Here is a 24,508-nt window from a genome sequence, read left to right on the forward strand (position 1 = left end):
TTGCTACAATCAAGCTTGTAATTTCAAAAAATACAAGGAGATCTAATGAAATTCTTAAAATTAAGTTTAGCAGCAAGTGTTGCACTTGGTGCTTTATCAACTTCAAGTTTCGCACAGCCTTTAGAGGAGGCTATTAAAGGTGTGGATGTTAGCGGTTATTTAAGATACCGCTATACGGATAATAGATATAATGCTAGCGACAAGAATCCATATATAGGTGTTCCTGGTAGGGGGAATGCAGCACATCAATGGAGAGCAGTAGCGGATTTTAAAACACCTACTATGAATAATGTTGCTCTTAATTTAGGGATATGGTATAACAACTCTAATACTGTTAATCACGGGAAAGGTATTGTAGATGCTAATAATGCAAACGGCACTGTTTATAGCAATAGTTTTGCAGGGACTGGTTTAGGTGCTGGTGCTGATGGGCAATTTGGTGTTAGAAGTTTCTACGCAACCATCACTCCTGATAACACAGCTACAACAGTAAAGATTGGTAAGCAACCTCTTGATACTCCTATTACTTATGCTCCTGATGGCGATAGAGGAACAGGTATCTTAGTGCTTAATAATGATGTGCCTAATCTTACTTTAGTAGCAGCAGCTTTTGATAGCTGGATAGTTAATGAAGCAACAATTCAAGCAAGGGATAATGATCCAGTAGGAAATGGTATTGCTCAAACCAATTTAGCAACTAATAATTCTATTGATAAAAATCTCTATGCGGTTGCAGGTATTTATAATCTTGATACCGATTATGGTAACTTTGGAGGACAACTTTGGGGATTTTATATCAATAGCGCAGTAGATGCCCTTGTCTTTGGGGAGCTTTCTTGGAAAAATAGTCTTTTAAGAGCCAAAGCACAATATACTTATGCAGCTATTAATAATGATAAAGATTCTATTTTTGCTACTTACTATGGTCACCCACTATTAGCAAGAGATACACAATTAAATAATGAAAAAGCTGATATTAAAGAATCTAATGATATTTTAGCCCTAGAAGTAGGAGCAAATCTTACACAAGATTATCAGCTTCCTCTTGATGTGCGCTTAGGCTATATTACAAACTTCGCAGATGGCACCGCAGTAGCACTTGAAAATGAAGGAAGTAATGTCTCAAGAGCAGGAAAAGTTTGGTGGGATAATGTTGCAACAGGTATTAGTACTTCAGCATTACAAACCTATGGGGTTCATGGGCTTAACCGGAAACAAGATATTAATGTTTTCTATGCGGCTGGAAATTATGGATTTATTGATAATCGTTTAAATCTAGGCTTAGAGTTCGCTTATGGTCAAAATAAAATTTCTGAGAACAAGGCTAATGGAGGACTTCCCGGACAAAAAATCAAATTTACAGAAATCACTCCAACCATTAGCTGGAAACATAGTAAAAACTTAACACTCTCTAGCTACTATGCTTACCTACAAACTGATGTTGATCTGAAGAAAGTCAAAGCCAATGGTGGAGATGTAGAAGACCAAAAAAGAGGTAAATTCCGCGTAGAAGCTAAATATACCTTCTAATTTCTCTCTCCCCTTTGGGGATTCTTATATTCTCCCTAATTTTCTTTATTTATAATCTACTCACCTACTTAATAATAGCTTGTATCGTTTTGAAAGGTTTGTTATTGTGTTTTTGTGTTATTTGATAAAGTTAATCCCCTTACCTTGAGAATTGGGGTAAATATAACACTAGAATTTTTAGTTTATGCAAATTTATAAGGTTTTATGGATTTTTTGTGTGTTTTAAGTAAATAGTATTTTGGGACGTTGCTCTTAATCTCTCTGTGGTAATCTTAAGCCTCTTTTGAAGCTTTAAGATGAAAACCATAAAATGGATTTGATTATCCACTCTGTATAGTTTTCATTGATCTTCACTTGATTGGGATTTAAGATAAATTTAACCTGTGTTTTATTTTAGGTTTAAATGAGTCTTAGGATTCAATATTTTAAATATCCCTACTTTATTGTAGTTATTTTAACTCTCCCCAATTTTTTCCACTATTGATACTGCATTTTAGTGGGACTTTTAAGGTTGTTATGTTTTCCATAATTTCTTTAATCATAGCCCCTTGAGAATCCACTAAATGTTCTGGGCATTCAAAGATTAATTCATCATGCACTTGCAAAAGCAGTTTTGCTTCAAGTTTTGCTTGGGTTAGGGCATTCATAGACATTTTGATAATATCTGCGGCACTTCCTTGAAAAATAGCATTAATTCCCTCGCGTAAAAAGGCAGCTTTTTGGTATTCTTGTGCATCTTTAAAATCAAATTTTCTTACTCTTCCTAATAAGGTTTTGGAATAACCCTTTTCTAAAATGAAATTTTCTTGGTTTTTGAGGAAGTCCTTAACGGTTGGAAAAGATTCAAAATAATTTTGTATATAAGTTTTGGCATCGGAGAAGCTAATGTTAAGGGTTTCAGAGAGCTTTTTAGGACCCATTCCATAAATAAGACCAAAATTAATACTTTTAGCAATTGATCGTTTATGATAGGCTTGTTCTTCGCCAAAGATTTTTTTAGCGGTTTCTAAATGAATATCCGCATCTTTTAAAAATGCTTCTAGCATTGCCTTATCTTCAGAAAAATGCGCTAAAAGTCGTAATTCAATTTGTGAATAATCTAAACTTAATAATAGATGATGTTCTTTAGCGATAAAGCCTTGCCTTATGCGTCTGCCTTGAGTGGTTTTTACAGGGATATTTTGTAAATTGGGGTTTTTTGAGCTTAATCTGCCTGTGCTAGTGCCTGTTTGCATAAAAGAAGTATAGATTCTGTGTTCTTTATCAAGTTTTGCGTGTTGTATGAGGGGTTCTATATAAGTGCTGTAAAGTTTGAAAAGTTCGCGGTATTCTAAAATTTTTGGGATAATTGGGTGGGCATTATAAAGAGAGTTTAGGACGACTTCAGAGGTGCTATATCCAGACTTTGTCTTTTTACCTGCTTGTAAGTTTAAATCTTCAAAGAGGATAATAGCGAGTTGTTGAGGGGAATTTAAATTGAAACGTTTATTGGTAATTTTGAAAATTTCTTCAGAAATTTGGTAAAGCCTCTCTTTAGATTCGTTTTTGAGGGTTTGGAAAAAGTTTAAATCAAGCTTAATCCCGCTAGTCTCCATACTAATGAGGCATTGTATAAAGGGAAATTCAATATTGTTTGCCACTTCTAAAATGCTTTCTTCTAAGCAATGGTAAATTTTAAAATAGAGTTGATAACAAGCTGCTGCATCCTCACTTGCGTATTGCACCGCATTTTGGATAAGGATTTGGGAGAAATTTTCATTTTTATGTACGATGTCTTTATAATGAATCATTTCGTGATTGAAATATTTTTTCATTAAAAAGTCTAAATTACAAAGTGAATCGCTATGTAAAAGCCACGCAAGAAGCATACTATCTTTAATGTTTGAAAAGCCTTTAGGGGTAAAATCAAAATTTGTTTGTAATATTTCTAAGTCGTATTTTAAGTTATGCCCGATAACATAGCGGCATTCAAAAACCTTATGGACAAAAGCTTTAGCACACTGCAAACTTACCTGGTCGCCAACGCCTAAGTAATTATGCCCTATAGGGACATAATAGGCATTTATGCCATCAATGCTAAAGGAAAAACCGACAATTTTAGATTCTTTAATATCTAAGGAAGTGGTTTCTGTATCAAAGGCGATAATGGTTTGCTCTGTGAGGTTTTGCATTATCTTTTGTAATTTTTCATCGGTATCGATTAAATGGGATTGGTAATTAAAATGTTTTGGAATATCCCCTTGATTCTTTTGCCTTTGTATGATTTTTTTCTTATTAATGGGATTTTTATTGAGTTTTTTTAAAATACTATTTAAATCATATTGTTTAAGAGAATCAACAATATTTAACAAAGGGGATTCTTCGGGCATTTCACATTCGCTTAAATCAAAGCTTTCTAATAAATCATCCCTTAAGGTTACGAGTTTTTTGCTGCGGTATGCGTCTTCTTTGCTTTGTGATAAAAGCTCTCTTGTGCGTTTAGATTCTATGCTTTCAAGATTATTATAAATAGAATCTAAATCTTGGAATTGGTTAAGCAAGGCAGCAGCACCTTTGGTGCCAATTCCCTTAACTCCGGGAACATTATCAGAACTATCCCCTACAATACTTTGATAATCAATGAATTGTTTAGGGGAGATTCCATATTTAGCGATACATTCTTCTTCTCTAATTTCTTCTTTTTTACTGGGATTAAAAAGAAAGGTATCCCCATCGATGAGCTGGTATAAATCCTTATCGTGGCTAATAATACGCACTTGGATATTGAGTTTATTAGCTTGTTTATTAATAGAAGCGATTATATCATCGGCTTCATAGCCTTCAATGCTAATGTTTTTAAAACCCATATCTTCTACCCATTTAATAGCTACTTCAAGTTGAAGTTTTAAATCATTAGGAATTTCTGGACGATTAGCTTTGTAATTTGGGTCTATGCTTTTACGGAAATTTTCGCCACCGCTATCAAGGGCAAAAACTAAATAATCCTTAGGATAATCCCTATGAAGTTGCATAATGAGTTTTGCAAAACCTGTTAGAAGCCCTGTTGGGAATCCTTCGTGGTTTTTAAGTGGAGGTAGTGCGAAATAGCTTCTAAAAAAAAATCCAAAAGTATCAATGATAGTTAAAGTTTTCATAAAGTTACCCTTCTAGGCTAGAATGTTTTTTTCGGATATAAATATTAATGGATTCAACACCAAGAGAAAATGCCATCGCAAAGTAAATATAGCCTTTGGAGATATGGAACTCTAAACCCTCTGCAACAAGCGTAACACCTACTAAGATTAAAAAGGCTAATGCTAAGATTTTAATCGTGGGATTATTTTCTACAAATTCTGAAATGCTCTTACTTGCAAGCATCATAATAATCACAGCAATAATAACAGCAAGCATCATAATTTCAATATTATTCACCATCCCAATAGCGGTAATAACAGAATCCAAAGAAAAAACAATATCTAAAATTACAATTTGGATTAAAACACTAAAAAACCCTACTTTAGCTATTTCTTTAAGGGATTGTTGGTTTTTGTCCTCTTTGTTTTCCATATCACTATGAATTTCTAATGTGGATTTAGCGATTAGGAATAATCCTCCTACAATTAAGATAATATCTCTCCCAGAAATTTCTTGTGAAAAGAGGGTAAAAAGTGGCGTGGTGAGCTTCATAATCCAAAAAAGTGAAAGCAGTAATAAAAGTCTAGTTATCATCGCTAGGCTTAAGCCGAGGATTCTAGCTTTTTGTCGGCTTTTGGACGGGAGCTTGTTAGCTAAAATGGCAATAACAATAATATTATCAATCCCTAAGACAATCTCTAATGCACTCAAAGTTGCTAAAGCTAACCACATCTCTAGGCTAAATATCCATTCAAACATTCTATTCCTTATTTGAAAAATGGTAGGATTATACATTATTCCTTTATAGACTTTTCTTAGGAATTTTGCATTTATAAGAATTGCTAAATTATTTTAATAAAGCGTATGGAGTAATTTAGCAATGTGTTTTGTAGAGGGAGTTACCATTGCGATAAAATAAGATTCTAAAAGTAGTTTATGAGCTTTTGAACCCTCTAAGTAACCTTTGGTTCCATAGGTAAGCATACAAGTTTTAGCACTCTCTAGGCAAAGATTTGCAATATCAGTTTTAAGGTTTAAGACACAAGCAAAGAAATTTTTATCAAGTTGTGTTATGTTTGCGGGTATTTTATGGCTTCCATAGGGAGTTTGGCTTAAAAATTCACAAAGATTAAGGAGTTTTTTATACTCTTTTTGGAGATTATCAAAGGGGAGATAAGTATTGATATTACCTTTAGCTTGTTGTTGGGATTGTATCATCTCTAAGGCAGCATTAATCAAACCTAATCCTATTCCTGCTTGTAAAAGCACAAATCCCGGTAATATTTTAGGCAATAATGCAGAGGCTGGATTGCTAAGAATCATAGGCTCTTCTAAAAAATAATCTTTTAAAACGACACTTTTTGTCGAAGAACCCTCTAAGGCACAAAAATTAAGCTTTTCTTTAAGTTTTATGCCCCGATTTTTATCACAAACTATAAGTCCCATTATAAAATCTTGCGAATTAGTAGAATCCATAGCGGCGATAATTCCAAAATAATGCCCCCAATCAACATTTGAAACATAGGGTAATACACCATTTAGGATAAATCCACCTTCTACTTTTTGAGCTTTAAGCTTAATAGATTCTATTTTAGCAAAAGATTTAATAGGGTTAGAAAGTCCAGTGCCACCTAAAATTTCTCCTTTGATAGCTTTATAATAAAGGGAGCGGTCAATATGGCTAGAGTGCTTTAAATACCAAATAAATATTTTATGGCACCATAAACAAAAGCCTGTATTTCCGCATATTTTAGAAATTTCCATTATGGTTTGTATGGAGGTATGGAGGCTATAATGATTCTCCATATGGGTATAAAATCCATTTTCTCCGAGTTTTTGGAGTGTTTCTTTGGGGTAAAATCCTTTATGGATTTCTAAAGTTTGCCCCTTTAAATCTTTGAGTATAGATTCTAACATTTAAGAAACCTCAAGATTAACAACGCGTAAAATGGTATTAGCTACTGGTGAATATTTTGTAGCGTGTGCGATAAGTTTCTTTTGTGTGGCTTCATCGGTATTAGATTCTAAAATTACCTTAACGCGAATATCTGTAAAACCTAAGGGTTTATTTTCTGATAGGTCTCCTGTTCCCCATACTGCGGTAATATTTAAATCCCCTTCTAATTCTAATTCTAGTTTGGTAATAACGATATTTTGTGCAATGGCATTTGCGTGAATCCCTACTGCTAAACAACTTCCAAGAGCTGCTAAAACCGCTTCACTAGGATTTGGTGCGGTATCATCACCTAAAAGTGTGGGTGGCTCATCAACAATATAGGCAGGAAGATTACGAATATAGTTTGCGTGTCTAAATCTCCCCTCCGCTACGGTTTTACATTTAAGTGTTTTAATAACATCAGGATTTGCTTTTCCAGACTTGATTAATTCTTCTAATCCAGCCCTATCAATAGGGTCTAATCTTGTGCAACTTGTTTCAACAGGTTTCATAATGTATCCTTTAAATAAAATAAATTTGGGTTAAACCCAAAAAGATTAGAAGCACCGCTAATCTTTTTGGGTTTAACAGTATTATATTTCATAATTACTCTCAAAGCGATAAGTCTTTAAATACTTACCAATCTCCCGCTTTAGTTGTAAAAAATCAAATCCATACCTATCTTTTTTGTCAATTGATATAGGAATATCAGCGACTATTTTACCCGGATTTGGAGACATAATAATAACCCTATCGCCTAAAAATATAGCTTCTTCTATATCGTGGGTTACAAAAATCATTGTTGTTTTAAGTGTTTTAGCAATATTTAAAAGCTCATTTTGTAGGGTATTTCTTGTGAAATTATCTAATGCACTAAAGGGTTCATCAAGGAGCAAGATATTAGGATTAACACTTAAGGCTCTTGCTAAGGCTATTCTTTGCTTTTGTCCTCCACTAAGGGTGTTTATAAATCTATCTTGAAACTGTTCTAAATGGACGAGCTTTAGGTAATGTAAAGCTCTTTGTTTTGCTTCTTTTTTGGGTATGTTTTTAGCTTGTAGAGCAAAGAGGATATTATCAAGGGCACTCTTCCAAGGAAGCAAAGCATAATCTTGAAAAATCTTAATGCAATCTTTGGGCTTTGTTTTGTGGGTGTAGGCAATGCCATCAATGATAATCTCTCCTTTATTAAAACTCTCAAAACCTCCAATAATGTTTAATAAAGTCGTTTTTCCGCATCCACTTGCACCAAGAAATACTATGAATTCTGCCTTATTAATCTTTAAATGGATATTTTCTAAAGCTTGATAGTTGCCAAAGGTTTTATAGCAGTCTTTAATCTGTATCATTTTTATCCTTTAGAGGCTACCTAATTTTGAACGAATATACCGCTCTAAAATGGAAAATAGATAATGGATTAAAAATCCTAAAAATCCTATTAATATCATCGCAACAAGCACTATATCTATACGCAATAAATTCCTACCATCAATAATAAGGTAGCCAAGCCCACTTTGAATCCCTAGCATTTCTGCTGCGACAAGATGTATCCAAGCAATGGAAGCGGCAAGTTTTAATCCACTGGCAATAGATACAAAGGCTCCGGGTAAGATGATATGCTTAAAAGTTATCCATTCACTAGCACCAAAATTATTAGCCATCATTAAAAGTGTGGGTTGTATTTGCCTAACGCCGCTAATACTTAGTAATAATAGAGGAAAAAATACCGCATAGGCGATGATAAAGATAGCACCTATTTCTCCAATGCCAAACCATAATACAATAATGGGTAGCCAAGCAATAGGGGAGATAGGGCGAAAGAATTGTATAAAAGGCTCTAAAGTAATTTCTAAAGGGATAAATCTACCAAGCAACAATCCTAAAATAATTCCTAAAGTTGAACCTATGGCTAATCCTAAGACGAAGCGGATTAGCGAATCAAGGATAGATTCTTGTATTACTCCATTATAGAGTAATTCTATAAAGGTTTGAAATACACTGCTAAAAGGAGGGATTTCACCCCCTTCTAAATAGCTTTCATGAGTGCTAAACTCCCAGAATAACAAAAAGCCTATAATAAGGATTAAAGATAAAATCCTAAAAATGATATTTTTTCTATACATTTTCTTTAATCCCCATAAAAAGCATTCTCAATAAAGCTAGAATCCACAAATTCTTCAAAGTTTTGGTGAAGATTCTTTATTTTATATTTTTGCATATCTAAAATTGTCCTTGTAATATCCTCTTCTTTGATAGCGAGATTTTTATACATAACCCTATCATCTTGAAGCAATAAATTTTGTATCAAAGTGGGTTTTTGCCCTAAAAATTTCGTAGAAATTTCTGCGGCTTTTTGGGGTTGTTTTTGTATAAATAAAGCGGTTTCTAAGAAATCTTTAGTGATTGTCCTAATAGTTTCTTTTTGGGCTTCTAAGACTTCTGTATGAAAGGTAAGTAAGCAGCAAATATGATTAGGGATAATATCCTTAGAGAGGATAAAAATATCCCCGATATTATAGGCTTGTGCTGTGCTTCCAAAGGGTTCTGCTACGATAAAGCCATCAATGCTTTTATGTTTTAGTGCAAAAACCATTTCTGGTGGAGGCATATCAATAAGTTTTATATCATCAGGTGTAAGATTGCCTTGCGATAGTAAATCTGCTAGGAGTAAATAATGGGTAGAAAATCTACTAGGGATAGCAATTTTTAATCCTTTTAATAGGTGAATATTAGGTTTGTCGTTTTCTTGAATTAATCCTTTTTTAACAATGAGTGCAGAGCCATTCCTATGGGCTGCTAAAATAGCTTTAATCTTGACTTTTTGGGAGGCAAGTTTAAGGGCTAAGGGTGTTAGGATAAAAGCCCCATCAATACTTTTAGCAAGTAAAGCTTCACTTAAATCACTCCAAGATGCAAATTTAATGGGTGTAAAGTTAGCATTTCTAAAAGCTTTAGCGATAATTAATAAATGGTCAGTTATAGGTAAATAGCCAATCTTAATACCTCTAAAGTCTATTTTTAGTTCTTTTGCATTGAGTATATTTAAACCGCTTAAGCTTAAGAAAAATGTGTTTGCAAGATGTAAAAATTTTCTTCTGTGCATAAAGAATCCTTATAATGTTTAGTAATGATTGGATTATACAATATAAATATAAATACATATTGTATTTATATAAAATTTAAAATTTTTAATAAGATAAAGTTACTTTTTTACCCAAAAGTCATCAAATATTTTGGTGTTTTAGTAAAAAATGTAAGCTTTATTTATGAAATAAGGGATTTTTATGGTATTAAAGAGATTTTTATTTCTTTAAATCCCAAATAACCTTAAGATTCTAGGGTATTCATATCAATAACATAACGAAATTTTGCCTTGCCATTGGTGAGGTTTTCATAGGCTTTATCAATTTCATTAGCCTTAATAATTTCTATTTCTGGATAAATTTGGTGTTGTAGTGAAAAATCAAGCATTTCTTGCGTTTCTTTAATCCCTCCTATCATAGAGCCATAAACCTTTTTTCCTGCATTAAAGATTAGCCTTGTCATATCTGTTTTGACGCTTTCATTAGTAGGGGGAAGCCCTACAATAGCCAACTCTCCACCATATTTGAGCAAATTTACATATTCCATTGGATTATAGGCAGTAGGAATAGTGGAGATGATGAGGTTAAATCGTTCTTGTATATTGGAAGTAGAATCATAAAGAGCTTTTGCCCCCATAGCTAATGCTTCCTTTTCTTTCTTTTTGTTTCTAGCAAAAATAGAAACTTCTGCTCCCATTTTTATCGCATATTTAACCGCCATCATCCCAAGCCCACCAAATCCTGCTACACCAACTTTATCACCTTTCTTCACTTGGCTAAATTTTAAGGGGGAGTAGGTTGTAATTCCTGCACAAAGTAGGGGTGCTACCTTTTCTAATGGGGCATTTTGTGGGACTTTGATAGCAAATTTTTCACTTACTACAATGTTGTTAGAATATCCCCCATAAGTAGGTTCATTATTATGAAAACAATCTTTGCAATCATAAGTTAGCACCATTTTGCCATTTTCACAAAATTGTTCTTGGGATTTTTTGCAAGATTCACATTCTCCACAGCTATTTACCATACAGCCAACCCCTGCATTATCCCCAATTTGAAATTTGCTAACCTTTTTGCCTATGGCTACAACTTTTCCCGCTATTTCGTGTCCTGGAACCATCGGATAAATCCCTTTATGCCATTCACTCCTTGCAGAATGAATATCGCTATGGCAGATTCCTGCATAATAAATTTCAATTAAAACATCATAATCCCCTAATGCGTGTCGGGTGAAGCTAAAACTTTCAAAATTTGAATCTTTGGTTTGGATAGCATAACCTTTAGCAGAGATTCTTTGACCTTCTTTGGCTTGTGTTAAATTTTCACTTAAGAGCATAAAAATTCCTTTATAAAATTAAGTGCGTATTATACTAAAATTAAGTTTATTTTGTGTGCAGGTTTTTTGGTAAATCATAAAACTCTACTCCATTAAGAGAGATTATTATAACTTCTTTAGCCTTGATGAGGTTTTGTAATAAATCTTGCGTGGAATTATTCCATAGCCACTTTACATCCTCTTTACTCATTGGACGCAAGGCAAGGGTTTTTAGGATTTGTTCTTGGCTTAAATCTATGCTTTTAGTAGCGGTGGGATTTGCTTTTGTAGGATTTATTCTTGTGGGCAGAGAAACAGGCAGGTTATAGGCATAAAAGACTTGGGCTAGTTTTTGTAATTCTTCTAAGCTAAGGGGTTTAACCGCATAGGCAGGTGGTCTATCAATGGTGCTTATATCAAGCCTTTTAAGCCGCATTGGGGCAAGGAATCTCGCCATTTTTTGTGCTTCTAAAATGGTATCATTAATGCCTTTTACAAATAAAATCTCTGCATAAAGCTCCCCGCTAAAATCGGCACTAAATTGGTAGATTCCTTGCAAGATTTTTTCTAAATCTATGTTTTTAATGGGTCTATCGATTTTTTTAAATGTTGCTTGTGTGAGCGCATCAAGTGAAAACTTGACTTTATCAAAGAGCAAACAAGCCCTTGAAACATTTATATCCCATAATAAAGAACCATTGGTTAAAAGGAGTGTTTGAGTGTGCCCTTTAATATCTTCTAGCTTTAACATAAGCTCATATAAGTGAGGATAAAGGGTTGGCTCTCCATTGGCTGTAATAGTGAGAGATTGAATATTTTTATATTTTTTTAAAGCCTCTTTTATAGCCGTTAGAATATCATCAACTTTTAAGATCTCTTGCATACTCATCTGTGCTTTTTTACCCTCTAATTCGCAATATAAGCAGTCATAATTGCATTGCTTAGTTTGGGGGGATAAATCAATGCCTAAGGATTCCCCAAAGCGTCTGGAATGTATAGGACCAAAAATAATATTCATTCTTTAATACTTTATTGTGTTTTTGGTATTTTATACTCTTATTTTTGAAAATTGTGTAAAATAATGTTTTAAAAAGCCTTTAGGATATTTTTTGAGAGTTAAAAATTTCTTGTTTCAAAGTTTCGCACAATTTTTTTTCCCTATTTTCTTAGTTTTGTTTTTTATCGCTTCTGTGATTGTATTTATTCGTATCGCAGAGGTTACTTTTATCGTTAAAATAGGATTTTTTGAATTATTCTCTCTTTATTTTTATACACTTCCTATTATGATGTTTTTTGTGATTCCTTTGAGCTTTTTTGTGGCTTGTGTGCTTTGTCTTTCGCGTCTTAGTTTTGATTATGAACTTCCTGTTTTATTTGCTTTAGGGATGAATCCTAAAGAGATTGTGAAGATATTTTTACCTATTGCGTTTTTGGCAACTTTTAGTCTCTCTATCCTTTCTTTAGTTTTGATACCTTTAAGTGATTTGTTTTATAAAAGGTTTTTAGAGGAGAGAAAAAATGATATTAATATTAATTTACAAGCTGGAGAGTTTGGGCAAAAACTTGGGAATTGGTTGGTTTATATAGAGAAAAATAGACAAGATGAAAATGTTTATGAAAATATTGTTTTGCTCTCTCTTGAAAAGGAAAGAGGGTTAATCTTTGCTAAGGAAGCAAAAATTATGAATTATCTAGGGGTTATGGAAGCAATATTAAGTAATGGGCAAGTTTATCGCTTAGAAAAAGCTAGTGAGATGATAGAGAGGATTGAATTTCAAAAGCTCATTTTACGCAATAGTGTAGGCTATATTAGTGATTTAAATCTTGGAGTTGTAGAGTATTGGAGGCAGGCTTTTTATCCTAATGATAGACAAAAAAGAGTATTACGCAATCTTGCGATGTATATTTTAATCTCTTTATTTCCTCTAATGAGCCTTTTTTATTTTCCCCTTTTGGGGATTAAAAATCCACGTTACCAAAAAAATTGGACTATCTTACAGATTATGGTAGTAGTGGCGATTTTTTATGGTTTAGTCTATTTGGTGGCAAATACATTCCCTTTGTTGGGTATAGCAGTGATTCCTGTGGTTTGGTTTATTCTGGGGTATTGGGGTTATAGGAAGTGGATAAGTAGATATTATTAATGTTTGTAGCAATGAAAATTTCTTATAATGGTTCTATGTTCTTTGGGTTTCAAAGCCAAAGCCAAAAGCATACTATTAGCAATACACTCAAAAAAGCCTTTGAGAGTGTAGGCATTTTTAGTCCTTTTGTAGGGAGTGGTAGGACAGATAAAGGAGTGCATGCAACTGCTCAAGTGATTTCTTTAGATATACCTGCTTTTCATAGTTGCTTAGAGGAGTTAAAAAATCTTTTAAACACTAAACTTTATCCGCATATTAAAATTAAGCAAATTTGGGAGGTAAGTAAAAATTTCAATGCTCGTTTTAGTGCAAAAAGAAGGGGGTATTGCTATGTATTATCTAAGCATTATTCTCCCTTTTATTCTGTTTTTTCGTATCATCATAAGATAAAAAATGAGGCTTTATTGCAAGAGGCTATGGCTTATTTGGTTGGGAGGCATAACTTTCAAGCTTTCAGCAAAAAAGGGGGTGCTGGTAGTAAGTATTGTTGGCGTGAAATTTATCGTGTAAAACTCATTCAAAGCAGGGATTTTTATATTTTATCTTTCTTAGGCAATAGTTTTTTACGCTCACAGATTCGTTTAATGGTAGGGTTTTTGTTAGAAATAGATAAGGGAAAACTTACTTTAGGGGATTTAAAGAGGCAATTAGAAGGGGAGGAGATTTTTAAAATCCCCGCACATCCTGGGGGTTTGTTTTTAAGTTCTGTTGTGTATTAGAGATTATCAAATAATTCTGTGCTTAAATACCGCTCACCGGTATCACAAAGAATCGTAACAATGTTGGTATTAGGGTATTTTTTCGCCATTTCTCTTGCCGCCCATAGATTAGCCCCTGTGGAGATTCCTACAAAAATACCCTCGCATTTAGCAACTTTTCTTGATTCTTCCATAGCCCATTGTGCATCGACTTTTAAGACTTCATCAATAAGGCTGGTGTCTAAGGTTTCAGGTATAAATCCTGCTCCAATACCTTGTATTTTATGAGGTCCGGGTTGTCCTCCGCTAATAACAGGGGAGTTAATAGGTTCTACGGCTATTACTTTAGCATTAGGGACTTTAGATTTTAAGACTTCGCCCACCCCTGTTAGTGTCCCACCTGTCCCTACAGCACTAATGAAAATATCAATTTTATTATCTAAGGCTTCTAGTATTTCTACTGCAGTGGTTCTTTTGTGAAAAGCAGGGTTAGAGGGGTTTTGGAATTGTTGTAAGATAAGGCTATTAGGGATTGTTTGTTGTAACTCTAGGGCTTTATTTACAGCCCCTTTCATCCCTAATTCTGCGGGAGTAAGTTCTAAAGTAGCCCCTAAAATGCTTAGTAATTTTCTACGCTCAATACTCATTGAGCTTGGCATTGTTAAAATAAGTTTAATCCCTTTTGAAGCACAGATACTAGCAAGGGCGATTCCTGTATTTCCGCTTGTTGGTTCGATGAGTGTTGTATCTTTAGTAATAATTCCTTTTTGGAGTGCATCTTCAATCATTCCTAGCCCAATTCTATCTTTAACAGAGCCACTAGGGTTTAAAAACTCACACTTTCCATAAATATTTGCATTGCATTCTTTGGATAAATGTTGTAATTTTAATAAAGGGGTGTTACCAATTATTTGTGTAATAGATTCTGCAACTTTCATTTATTCTCCTATTTTAGTTAGTGTAAAAGCGTAACATACTATCGTAATTTATTTTGCTTTGTCAATATTAAAGAAAAAATTCTTTGTAAAAATCTTTTTTAGCTATTATGTTGTGTTAAGAATGAAACAAATTCAAAAATATCTTAAAGTTTAAAAAATATTTATCCAAAAATTTTGTATGATTTTACCTACAAATAATAATGATTTTAATAAGGAGATGATAATGAGTTTTTTTGAAAAATACCAAGAACAAGTCAAACAAAGAGCTAAACAAAATATCCCACCTCTTCCCCTAACGCAAGAGCAGGTAAGTGAAGTGATTGATTTATTAAAAAAGGGAGAAAGGGTAGAGGAATTAGTAGAATTACTCTCACATCGTGTAGCACCCGGTGTTGATGAAGCTGCAAAGATTAAAGCTGAATTTTTAAATGAGATTGTAGAGGGAAAAATTTCTATTAAAGGGATTTCTAAAATACTTGCCATTGAATTATTGGGGAGTATGCTAGGGGGATATAATATCTATCCTTTGTTTAATGCCCTTAAAAGCGAAGATTCACAAATTGCCAAAGCAGCTGCTAATGCACTAAAGCACACCTTATTAGTTTATGATGCTTTTAATGATATTGTAACATTAAGTAAAAATAATATTTATGCTAAAGAGGTTTTACAATCTTGGGCAAATGCGGAGTGGTTTTTAAGCAAAGAGCCTTTAGCACAGAAAATTACCGCTGTTGTTTTTAAGATTGATGGAGAAACGAATACTGATGATTTAAGCCCTGCTAGTGATGCATTTACCCGTAGTGATATACCTCTTCACGCACAAGCAATGCTAAAAAATCGCACACAAAATGCGTTTGAAAGGATTAAAGAATTAAAAAAGAAAGGTTATCCTTTAGTTTATGTCGGAGATGTTGTAGGGACAGGTAGCTCCAGAAAATCTGCTTGTAATTCCTTAGTATGGCATATGGGTAGGGAGATACCTTATATACCTAATAAAAAAGCGGGTGGTTTAGTGATTGGTAGTGTTGTTGCTCCTATTTTCTTTAATACCTGTGAAGATAGTGGTTGTTTGCCTATTGTAGCCCCAGTGCTAGATTTAAAAGAGGGGGATATTATTGATATTTATCCTTTTAAAGGTGAAATCCATAAAAATAATCAAGTGGTTTCAAAGTTTGATTTAAAGCCTAATACCTTACCCGATGAGATAAGGGCAGGGGGTAGAATCAATCTTATTATTGGTAGAGGTTTAACTACTAAGGCTAGAGAGGCTTTAGGAATGCCAAAAGAGGATATTTTCACTAAACCTTTAGTTTCTAACTCTCAAGCAAAGGGTTATACTCTAGCGCAAAAAATGGTAGGTAGAGCTTGTGGGGTAGAGGGTGTGTTGCCCGGAACTTATTGTGAGCCATTAGTTACCACTGTTGGGAGTCAAGATACTACAGGGGCTATGACAAGGGATGAGATTAAAGAGCTTGCATCTTTGGGATTTAGTGCGGATTTTGTTTTACAAAGCTTTTGCCATACCGCAGCCTATCCAAAACCTGCTGATGTGAATCTTCAAGCAACTTTACCACAATTTATGAGTAGTCGCGGTGGGGTGGTTTTAAAGCCCGGTGATGGGGTTATCCATTCTTGGCTTAATCGTATGGTGTTACCTGATACTATCGGGACTGGAGGGGATTCTCATACGCGTTTTCCTATCGGTATTAGCTTTCCTGCTGGTAGTGGTTTAGTAGCCTTTGCCGCTGTTACTGGTTCTATGCCCCTTGATATGCCTGAATCGGTGCTTGTTAGATTTAGTGGAGAATTGCAACCTGGTATTACCTTGAGGGATTTAGTGAATGCTATCCCTTATTATGCCATTAAGCAGGGCTTATTAACCGTTGCTAAACAAGGTAAGAAAAATATCTTTAGTGGGAAAATTTTAGAAATAGAGGGCTTGCCTTACCTAAAAGTCGAACAAGCCTTTGAACTTAGCGATGCAAGTGCGGAGAGGAGTGCGGCAGCTTGTAGTATTGCTTTAGATAAAGAACCTATTATCGAATACCTAAAATCTAATATCACACTCATTGAGGCAATGATAAGAGCTGGTTACCAAAATGCGGAGACTTTAAAAAGAAGGGCGGAGAAAATGCAAAAATGGATTGATAATCCCGTGCTTTTAAAAGCAGATTCTAATGCAGAATATGCCGCTGTGATTGAGATTAACTTAAACGAAATTACAGAGCCTATTTTAGCTTGTCCTAATGATCCTGATGATGTCGCAACCCTAAGTGAGATACTTGCTGATTCTAATCGTCCGCATAAAATTGATGAGGTTTTTGTCGGAAGTTGTATGACAAATATCGGGCATTATCGTGCTTTAGGGGAGATTTTAAGGGATGAGGGAATGGTTCCTACCACACTTTGGGTAGCACCCCCTACCAAAATGGACGCACAGCGATTAACACAAGAGGGCTATTATTCACTCTTTGGGGCAGCTGGAGCTAGGATTGAGATGCCCGGTTGTAGCCTATGTATGGGGAATCAAGCAAGGGTTAGGGATAATGCGGTAGTGTTTTCAACCTCTACAAGAAACTTTGATAATCGTATGGGGAAAGGTGCTAAGGTGTATTTAGGAAGTGCGGAATTAGCCGCACTTTGTGCGTTAGTTGGCAGAATCCCAACTAAAGAAGAGTATTTAGAGCTAATACCTAATAAAATACAAGGCAAGAGCGATTCTATTTATAGATATTTGAACTTTAATTTAATCACTGATTTTGAATTACAATAAATGATGATATTTGCCTCCCCTTACAAATTATTAATTAATACTATGAAGTTTGGTAGATTTAAAGGTAATGAAAAGAATAGTCAAAACACGGATATTAAAAACATCACAAAGAATGCCTCCTATTTTGGTGTGATTTAGTCTTTAAATGAAGCTATTAGAGAAATTAGGAAGGATATATCTTGGTATTAGTATCCCTAAATAAAGTAGAAACCTAAGATTATTAGTTTTAGAGAAGGTGTATGTTATTTTTAGGTGAGAGTGATTTACAAGTTAGTCTTTATAGAATTATTTCAGAATGAAAAAGATATAATACTAAAGTGCTTTAAATAGAGAGTTTAGCTCTGTTTGGAGTAAAATTTATTTAGGTTTAAGCCTAATTTGGGAGGTATAATGCGTTTATTTCAAGTATTGTTAAGTGTAAGTTTAGTAAGTGTTTTGAATGCAAATTCATTAATAGAGGAGGCTAGGAATCTTGGGCTTATCCCATTGCCAAAAAACCAAAAAGGCATTGAAGAGATATTAATGGATATGAATATTAAATTCAGCCCCTTTACAGAGGAGAAAGCGGAGCTTGGTAAAAAATTATATTTTGAACCTAGACTTTCTAAGAGCGGTATTATTTCTTGTAATACCTGTCATAATTTAGGACTTGGTGGAGCTGATGGTGTATCAGCTGCTATAGGGCATAGATGGACTGTTAATCCTCATTATTTAAATTCACCTACTGTTTATAATTCCATACTTAATGCTAGTCAATTTTGGGATGGGAGAGCTACTACTTTGGTAGAGCAAGCAAAGGGTCCTATTGAAGCAGAACCAGAAATGGCAACTCCAGCAAAATTAGCCGTAGAGAAAATCTCTTCTTTACCAGAATATGTTAATGAATTTAAGAAAATATATGGCAAAAGTGGAGTTACCTTTGATAATATAGCTGATGCTATTGCTAACTTTGAGAGGACGCTTATTACGCCTTCAAGATTTGATAAATTCTTAGAAGGAGATGAGAATGCTTTAAGTAAAAAAGAGCAAGAGGGGTTAAAATTGTTTATAGATAAGGGTTGTGTTGCTTGTCATAGCGGAGTTAATCTTGGTGGAAATATGCAACCATTCCAAGTTGCTAATCAATATAAATTTGCAAGTTTAGGCGATTTTAAAGGTGATGAAAATGGTTTGGTGAAAACACCTACATTGAGAAACATTGCAGAGACTGCCCCTTATTTTCATAATGGTGCGATTTGGTCTTTAAATGAAGCTATTAGAGAAATGGGAAGCACACAGCTTGGTATTAGTATCTCTAGCAAAGAAGCAGAAACCATTGCGGTATTTTTGAAATCTTTAACTGGTGAGAAACCTAAGATTATTTATCCACAACTTCCAGCTTCTACAGAGAAAACTCCAAAACCCCAATTATAAAGTTATCCGCATACCCAATATGGGTATGGCTTTATCATACATTTGATAATTGGGTAAATTATCCTTTATCTTTTTGGATTGTTTGATTAAAAAGCTTTTATTGTTGTCTCAAGTAGATTGTAGAGATTTTATCTATATGTGTAGAATCTTCTTAGTGTATTTGCTGAAATGAGATGAAGTATAATGCTATAGAGTGATTACCACCGCAGGCTCTCTATCTTGTGGTGAAATCTATCCCCAAAAAGAAGCTTGTGTATAATTCTTTCAACTGCGAGTTTAAGCCTAACTTCTTTATAAAGGGAACTAAGATGAATTTATCCTATAGTTTTAAATAATGTTAATTGTTCTTTTATAGAGTTTTTTTTCTTTTAATATTCTATATGTTTAATTTTTACAAGGACTTTAGCATTTATTCTTTTGTGTGGGATAAAAGGCTTCTATATTTAAGCCCCTAAGGACTTAAATATAATTTACTAATGAGAGCTGGGAGATTTTTCCTATAGTTGAGAGCATAGCTTGGTAATTAAGGCTTAATTGAGAGAATTGAAGAAGGGCTTCTGCGTGATCTACATTAATAGTTTCTGAACGTGCGGTTTTTGCTTGAACAATTAAAGCTTCTGTTCTTTGGATAGAGTATTTAAATGCACTCCCTTGCGAACCATTTTTGGTATGGGATTTATTGATATGATTAGCTAGATGATCAAAGGTGGTAATTGCATTTTGGATTCCGGGATTTCTCATAGAATCTCCATAGTTTGAATTTCCTCCGGGTCGATAGATACCCTCTTCTAGAGATTTGATAATCGTATCAATTTGCTGAAAGAAGTTGATATGGGGATCATCGGCAATAACTGCACCATTGGCTTGAAAAGTTAATGAGGAGTGGCTTGCTATTCTGCCATTAGCATCAAGTCTAAACATATTAGCTTGATTATCATAGAGCATAAAGTCCATTCTTGTAGCGGAATAATTTAAATCTTTTATTTCTAGTTGTCCATTGGCATTTAAAGTAATAGAAGCATAATTTTTAGAATCCCCGATGAGCTTTTCATAAGAAGCCTTAATAGTTGCATTGGTATAATCTGCATTAGCATTAAAGACATTTTGCAAATCTGCTGTATTGGAGTTAGAGAGATTCATCACAATCCCTAAGGTATCGGCTAATTGCTGATAAGTAACTTCATTACCTGGTGTTGGGGTGTTATTCACTTGTGGGGGATTCCCATTGGGGTTTAAAATCGGGATTTGTATATTATTAATCGTGTGATTATTGATTTGAGTAGGGGAGGTGATAGTCATATAGCTCCTTGTTTCTTCTAGGGTTATTGTCCCTTCAATAGGGGTTCCATTGACATCTTTAACCTTGAAATTAAAAATATTTGTTTCAAACCTTCTGCCTGCTACTTCAGAGAGCTTTGTATCCATCGTGGCGTATTTATTAGAATCCCGGATTATTTGGGAGACATTGGAGGTGAGTTTTGCCCCATCTTTGCTAAAATTTACCTTATCATATTCTGTGGCATAATCATACCTAAAGCCATTTACTGTAGCACCATTTGCATTTTGGCTAGTGACAAATAATCTTAAAGAGCTATTGCCTGTGAAAGGCAAATCTTTGTCATCTTGCGTAGCTGGAGATTTTTTAGAGACATTATTATCTACCACGATAATTTTCCCATCGGAGAATTGCACATCAATATTTCCTCCACCAGCACTATAGGTGGTTCTAATGCTATCCATTAGATCTTGTATAGTAGTCGTATCAGTAATTGGTAAAATTACTGGAGGATCGATATTGGCTCCTGCTGTATCTAAAGCCGTATTTGCTGCTTGTCCTGTTAGTTCAATCCTTGTAGCAGTAGGCGGTAAAACATCTTTAAGGAGTGTGGCGGTAGTGGCGATTTTATTATCTTCTGTCCTAAAAGTCGTGGGAAAAGTGTGGATTCTATGATCATTATCATCTCTTACGGCAATTGTTCGAAAATAGTTAAAATCATTTAAAAATGGGCTTTGCACATAGGTATTAATCTTCACCCCCGCAACTCCAGCCCTATCTAAATTAGAAAACCCCACACCATCTCCGCCATTAGCTACACTATTTCGGGGATCTTGCCATTTAGATGAAATCATAGAAAATTCAATATTTGAGCGTCCGCTTGTTAAGTCTTTAATCTCAATCTGTCCCCATTTATTGAGTGTTACATCCACGACCTTACTGACTTCGGTGTTCCCAAACTCTCTGCCTATTCTATCTAGGAGGTCTTGGACTTTGGAGGTTGTATCCATAGGGAATTTTGCTTTAAAGGCGGTTCCATCAGCTTTTCTTCCTGTGATATAAAAGACTTCTTGGGGGTCGTTATTTGGGTTTGAATCATCATCTCCCACTAAATCCCTAATTGTATCTTCTGCAGTGATATAGACTTCTCTACCTTGTCCTGTAGGGTGGTTTGGGTCCATAATCTCTGGGTGCAACTCCCTTTGGTTGAATTTAGGGATATTCGTTGAGATGATACGATGGGTATCATTATCTGCACCAAAGAATAGCTCTTCCCCTGTTATATTATAAGGCAGGGCATTATTAGAGCCTAGTAGAGCATTTAAAGTTGCATTGTTGCCATTATAGGTTCCATTTGGGTTAAAGGGTGGATTAGTGGTCGCACTTCCCCCAAAGATAAATTCCCCCCCAATAGAGGTATTAGCAATAGATAAGAAATGATCTCTAATGGCTTTTAAGTCTTTAGCGATAGCTAATCTTGAAGTTTCGCTATGGATATCATTCCCCCCTTGGATAAGCTTGGTTTTAAAATTTGTCATATTTGCAACAAGGTCTTTTAGGGCGGTATCGGTGTTGTTGGTATAAGTTAGGGCGTTATTAGCGACACTTTTGCTTTGCTCTAGAGTGGTAATATCATAATCAAGAGAGAGGGTTTTATTGAATATGGTAGTATCTTGATAGCCAGATTGGATTTTTAAACCCGATTGTATTTGTCCTAACGCATCATCTAAGCCACTTTTTGAGGTTCTTTGGTGGTATTGATACATTGTATAAGTTGAAGCTAAACCTATTCGCATAGCGTATCCTTGAAAAAAATATAGAGAATATCAAGCAAATATTATGCCAAATTTTAGATTAGTGTTTTTAAAGGGGAGATAAATCCTAATGAAAACTTGTAGGTTTTTTTGCTACAATCCCAAAATTATTTTTGTAAATTTTAGGAGCGGATATTGTGAGAAGCCATTATTGTGCAGAGATAGGTGAGCAAAATATTGGAGAGGAGTTAAGTGTTTGTGGTTGGTGTAATACCTATAGAGACCACGGCGGAATTGTATTTATTGATTTACGCGATAGAAGCGGGATTGTGCAACTTGTCTTTGACCCAAAAGATTCTGCAAAAGCCCATAAAATTGCTAGTGAAGTGCGTGATGAGTTTGTTTTATTAGCCAAAGGAATCGTAAGAAAGAGGGGGGAGGGGCTAGAAAATCCTAAGCTTAAGACAGGAAGCATTGAAATCTTGGTGCATTCTTTGGTGATTGAAAATAGAAGTCTTACCCCCCCTATTAGCATAGGGGATGAAAATGTGGGTGAGGAAGTGCGTTTAAAATACCGCTATTTAGATTTAAGAAACCCACGAATGCAAGAGATTTTTGTTATGCGTAGCAAAATAGCTCAAGCTGTAAGGAATACCCTAAGTGATTTGGGGTTTTTAGAGATAGAAACCCCTGTTTTAACCAAAGCTACTCCCGAGGGAGCAAGGGATTATCTTGTGCCTAGTCGGGTGCATCGTGGTGAATTTTATGCACTTCCTCAAAGTCCCCAACTATTTAAGCAACTTTTAATGGTGAGTGGTTTTGATAGGTATTTTCAAATCGCTAAATGTTTTAGGGATGAGGATTTAAGGCTTGATAGGCAGCCAGAATTTACGCAAATTGACTTAGAGATGAGCTTTTGTAATCAAGAGGATGTGATAGAGGTGGCGGAGCAGGTTTTAAAATCTATTTTTGGGGTGTGTGGAATTTGTATTGATACACCTTTTGAGCGGTATTCTTATGCAGAAGTTATGGAAAAATATGGGAGTGATAAGCCAGATTTACGCTATGGGTTGCCTTTAGTAGAAGTGGCGGATTTGTTTGTAGAATCTAGTAATACAATTTTTGCTTCTGTTGCAAATGATACTTTGCGTAATCGCTTCAAAGCTTTGTGTGTAAAAGGTGGAGATAGCTTTTTTAGTCGTAAAGCTTTAGCAGAGACTGAAGAGTTTGTCCGAAAGTTTGGTGCTAAAGGTTTAGCTTATATTCAGATTAAAGAAGAGGGTGCTAAGGGTCCTTTGGTGAAATTTATCTCAAAGAGTGCTTTAGAGGAGCTTTTAAGGAGAGTTGGGGCAGAGGTTGGGGACATTGTGTTCTTTGGTGCGGGAGAGAAAAAGTTAGTATGGGATACTATGGGGAGATTGCGGCAAAAAGTTGCCAATGATATGGGATTAATTGATGAGAAAGCCTATAAATTCCTATGGGTTGTGGATTTTCCTATGTTTGAAAAAAATGATGATGGTTCTATTTCTGCCTTGCACCATCCTTTTACAATGCCAAAGGATTTAGAGAATGAGGATATTTTATCTATCAAATCTGTGGCTTATGATGTTGTTTTAAATGGTTTTGAAATTGGTGGAGGAAGCATTAGAATCCACAAAAAAGAGATTCAAAATCAGATTTTTGAATTATTGGGGATAAGCCAACAGGAGGCTAGAGAGAAATTTAGCTTTCTTTTAGACGCCTTAGAGTTTGGAGCTCCACCGCATGGGGGATTAGCTTTTGGCTTAGATCGAATTATTATGCTAATCTCTAAAGCGAAATCTATACGCGATGTTATTGCATTTCCTAAAACTCAAAAAGCGACTTGTCCTTTAACTAATGCACCAAGTGCAGCTAATGAGGAGCAATTAAGAGAATTACATATTAGGGTAAGAGAAACCAAAAAATAAGGAGTTAAATTGAAAAAATTATTTTTAGTCATTGGCGCACCAGGAAGTGGGAAAACAACAGATGCAGAAATCATTAGTAAAAATAACGCTCAAGTAATGGTGCATTATTCTACAGGAGAGCTTTTAAGGGCAGAAGTGGCAAGTGGTAGTGAGAAAGGTAGACTTATTGAAGATTTTACAAGTAAAGGGAATCTCGTGCCTTTAGAGATTGTTGTAGAAACTATTGTAGAAGCTATTGCTAATGCACCTAAAGAGGTCGTGTTAATTGATGGATACCCTAGAAGTAGCGAACAAATGGTAGCACTTGATAGAATTTTAAAGGATAAAAAGAGTATTGCACTTGTTAGTGTTATTGAAGTAGAAGTTAGTGAAAAAATAGCTTGTGAGAGGGTCTTAGGACGCGCAAGGGGTGCTGATGATAATGCGGAGGTTTTTAAAAATAGGATGAAAGTGTATTTGGAGCCTTTAGCGGAGATTCAAGACTTTTATACCCAAAAGGGTCTTTTGCATAAGATTAATGGAGAGAGAAGCATTGAAGCAATTGTAGCGGATATGGAATCTTATATCAAAAGCAAAATTTAAGGA

The 24,508-nt window shown here is 34.8% G+C and carries 18 protein-coding genes; 7 read left to right on the forward strand and 11 right to left on the reverse strand.

Annotated elements, in window-relative coordinates; translation table 11 throughout:
- The first annotated feature begins 45 nt into the window (after nt 1-45).
- A complete protein-coding gene (locus tag CDV25_RS00635) occupies nt 46-1,530 on the forward strand; it encodes a major outer membrane protein (RefSeq protein WP_108910329.1) in 1,485 nt (494 codons plus the stop codon).
- 449 nt (nt 1,531-1,979) lie between these two features.
- Here the strand turns inward: CDV25_RS00635 and polA are convergent, their stop codons facing one another.
- The 9 genes from polA to CDV25_RS00685 all read right to left on the reverse strand — a co-directional run bounded on the left by polA (nt 1,980) and on the right by CDV25_RS00685 (nt 11,996).
- Nucleotides 1,980-4,664 (reverse strand): DNA polymerase I, encoded by a 2,685-nt coding sequence (gene polA, locus CDV25_RS00640; RefSeq protein WP_108910330.1) that lies wholly within the window; start codon nt 4,662-4,664, stop codon nt 1,980-1,982.
- Nucleotides 4,665-4,668: 4 nt separating this feature from the next.
- On the reverse strand, nt 4,669-5,403 hold the full coding sequence (locus CDV25_RS00645) for a TerC family protein (protein ID WP_108910331.1): 735 nt from the start codon (nt 5,401-5,403) through the stop codon (nt 4,669-4,671).
- Nucleotides 5,404-5,496: 93 nt separating this feature from the next.
- Nucleotides 5,497-6,561 (reverse strand): acyl-CoA dehydrogenase family protein, encoded by a 1,065-nt coding sequence (locus CDV25_RS00650; RefSeq protein ID WP_108910332.1) that lies wholly within the window; start codon nt 6,559-6,561, stop codon nt 5,497-5,499.
- A complete protein-coding gene (locus CDV25_RS00655; protein WP_108910333.1) occupies nt 6,562-7,092 on the reverse strand; it encodes an OsmC family protein in 531 nt (176 codons plus the stop codon).
- Between the two features lie 81 nt (nt 7,093-7,173).
- The gene (locus CDV25_RS00660) at nt 7,174-7,929 is read right to left on the reverse strand and encodes an ABC transporter ATP-binding protein (RefSeq protein ID WP_108910334.1); all 756 of its coding nucleotides are present in this window, start codon (nt 7,927-7,929) and stop codon (nt 7,174-7,176) included.
- Between the two features lie 9 nt (nt 7,930-7,938).
- Nucleotides 7,939-8,703, reverse strand: coding sequence for an ABC transporter permease (locus tag CDV25_RS00665; protein ID WP_108910335.1), 765 nt, complete (start codon nt 8,701-8,703; stop codon nt 7,939-7,941).
- A 5-nt stretch (nt 8,704-8,708) separates the two neighbouring features.
- Nucleotides 8,709-9,683 carry an ABC transporter substrate-binding protein gene (locus CDV25_RS00670; RefSeq protein ID WP_108910336.1) on the reverse strand — a complete coding sequence of 325 codons (975 nt, stop codon included), beginning with the start codon at nt 9,681-9,683 and terminating at the stop codon, nt 8,709-8,711.
- A gap of 224 nt (nt 9,684-9,907) precedes the next feature.
- Nucleotides 9,908-10,999: an NAD(P)-dependent alcohol dehydrogenase gene (locus tag CDV25_RS00680; protein ID WP_108910338.1), complete on the reverse strand. Its 1,092-nt coding sequence runs from the start codon at nt 10,997-10,999 to the stop codon at nt 9,908-9,910.
- Between the two features lie 46 nt (nt 11,000-11,045).
- On the reverse strand, nt 11,046-11,996 hold the full coding sequence (locus CDV25_RS00685; protein WP_108910339.1) for a radical SAM protein: 951 nt from the start codon (nt 11,994-11,996) through the stop codon (nt 11,046-11,048).
- A 91-nt stretch (nt 11,997-12,087) separates the two neighbouring features.
- Here CDV25_RS00685 and CDV25_RS00690 point away from each other — a divergent pair, with 91 nt between their 5' ends.
- Both CDV25_RS00690 and truA read left to right on the forward strand, forming a co-directional pair.
- The gene (locus CDV25_RS00690) at nt 12,088-13,122 is read left to right on the forward strand and encodes an LptF/LptG family permease (protein WP_108910340.1); all 1,035 of its coding nucleotides are present in this window, start codon (nt 12,088-12,090) and stop codon (nt 13,120-13,122) included.
- Nucleotides 13,122-13,841, forward strand: a complete 720-nt coding sequence (gene truA, locus CDV25_RS00695; RefSeq protein ID WP_108910341.1) for a tRNA pseudouridine(38-40) synthase TruA — start codon at nt 13,122-13,124, stop codon at nt 13,839-13,841. The genes CDV25_RS00690 and truA overlap by 1 nt, the downstream gene beginning before the upstream one ends.
- On the opposite strand, the gene cysK is transcribed toward truA, so the two are convergent.
- On the reverse strand, nt 13,838-14,758 hold the full coding sequence (gene cysK, locus CDV25_RS00700; RefSeq protein WP_034553009.1) for a cysteine synthase A: 921 nt from the start codon (nt 14,756-14,758) through the stop codon (nt 13,838-13,840). The genes truA and cysK overlap by 4 nt on opposite strands.
- A gap of 223 nt (nt 14,759-14,981) precedes the next feature.
- On the opposite strand from cysK, the gene acnB reads away from it, so the two are divergent.
- Both acnB and CDV25_RS00710 read left to right on the forward strand, forming a co-directional pair.
- Nucleotides 14,982-17,531: a bifunctional aconitate hydratase 2/2-methylisocitrate dehydratase gene (acnB, locus tag CDV25_RS00705; RefSeq protein ID WP_108910342.1), complete on the forward strand. Its 2,550-nt coding sequence runs from the start codon at nt 14,982-14,984 to the stop codon at nt 17,529-17,531.
- Nucleotides 17,532-17,921: 390 nt separating this feature from the next.
- The gene (locus CDV25_RS00710; RefSeq protein ID WP_108910343.1) at nt 17,922-18,944 is read left to right on the forward strand and encodes a cytochrome-c peroxidase; all 1,023 of its coding nucleotides are present in this window, start codon (nt 17,922-17,924) and stop codon (nt 18,942-18,944) included.
- A gap of 459 nt (nt 18,945-19,403) precedes the next feature.
- On the opposite strand, the gene flgL is transcribed toward CDV25_RS00710, so the two are convergent.
- Complete coding sequence (flgL, locus tag CDV25_RS00715; RefSeq protein WP_108910344.1) at nt 19,404-22,016, reverse strand: flagellar hook-associated protein FlgL; 2,613 nt, start codon at nt 22,014-22,016, stop codon at nt 19,404-19,406.
- A gap of 155 nt (nt 22,017-22,171) precedes the next feature.
- On the opposite strand from flgL, the gene aspS reads away from it, so the two are divergent.
- Entirely contained in the window at nt 22,172-23,923 is a 1,752-nt protein-coding gene (aspS, locus tag CDV25_RS00720; protein ID WP_108910345.1) for an aspartate--tRNA ligase, read from the forward strand.
- 9 nt (nt 23,924-23,932) lie between these two features.
- Nucleotides 23,933-24,505, forward strand: coding sequence for an adenylate kinase (locus CDV25_RS00725; protein ID WP_034554644.1), 573 nt, complete (start codon nt 23,933-23,935; stop codon nt 24,503-24,505).
- The last annotated feature ends 3 nt before the right edge of the window (nt 24,506-24,508 follow it).

This window comes from Helicobacter apodemus (assembly GCF_003097575.1).
Taxonomy (GTDB): domain Bacteria; phylum Campylobacterota; class Campylobacteria; order Campylobacterales; family Helicobacteraceae; genus Helicobacter_D; species Helicobacter_D apodemus.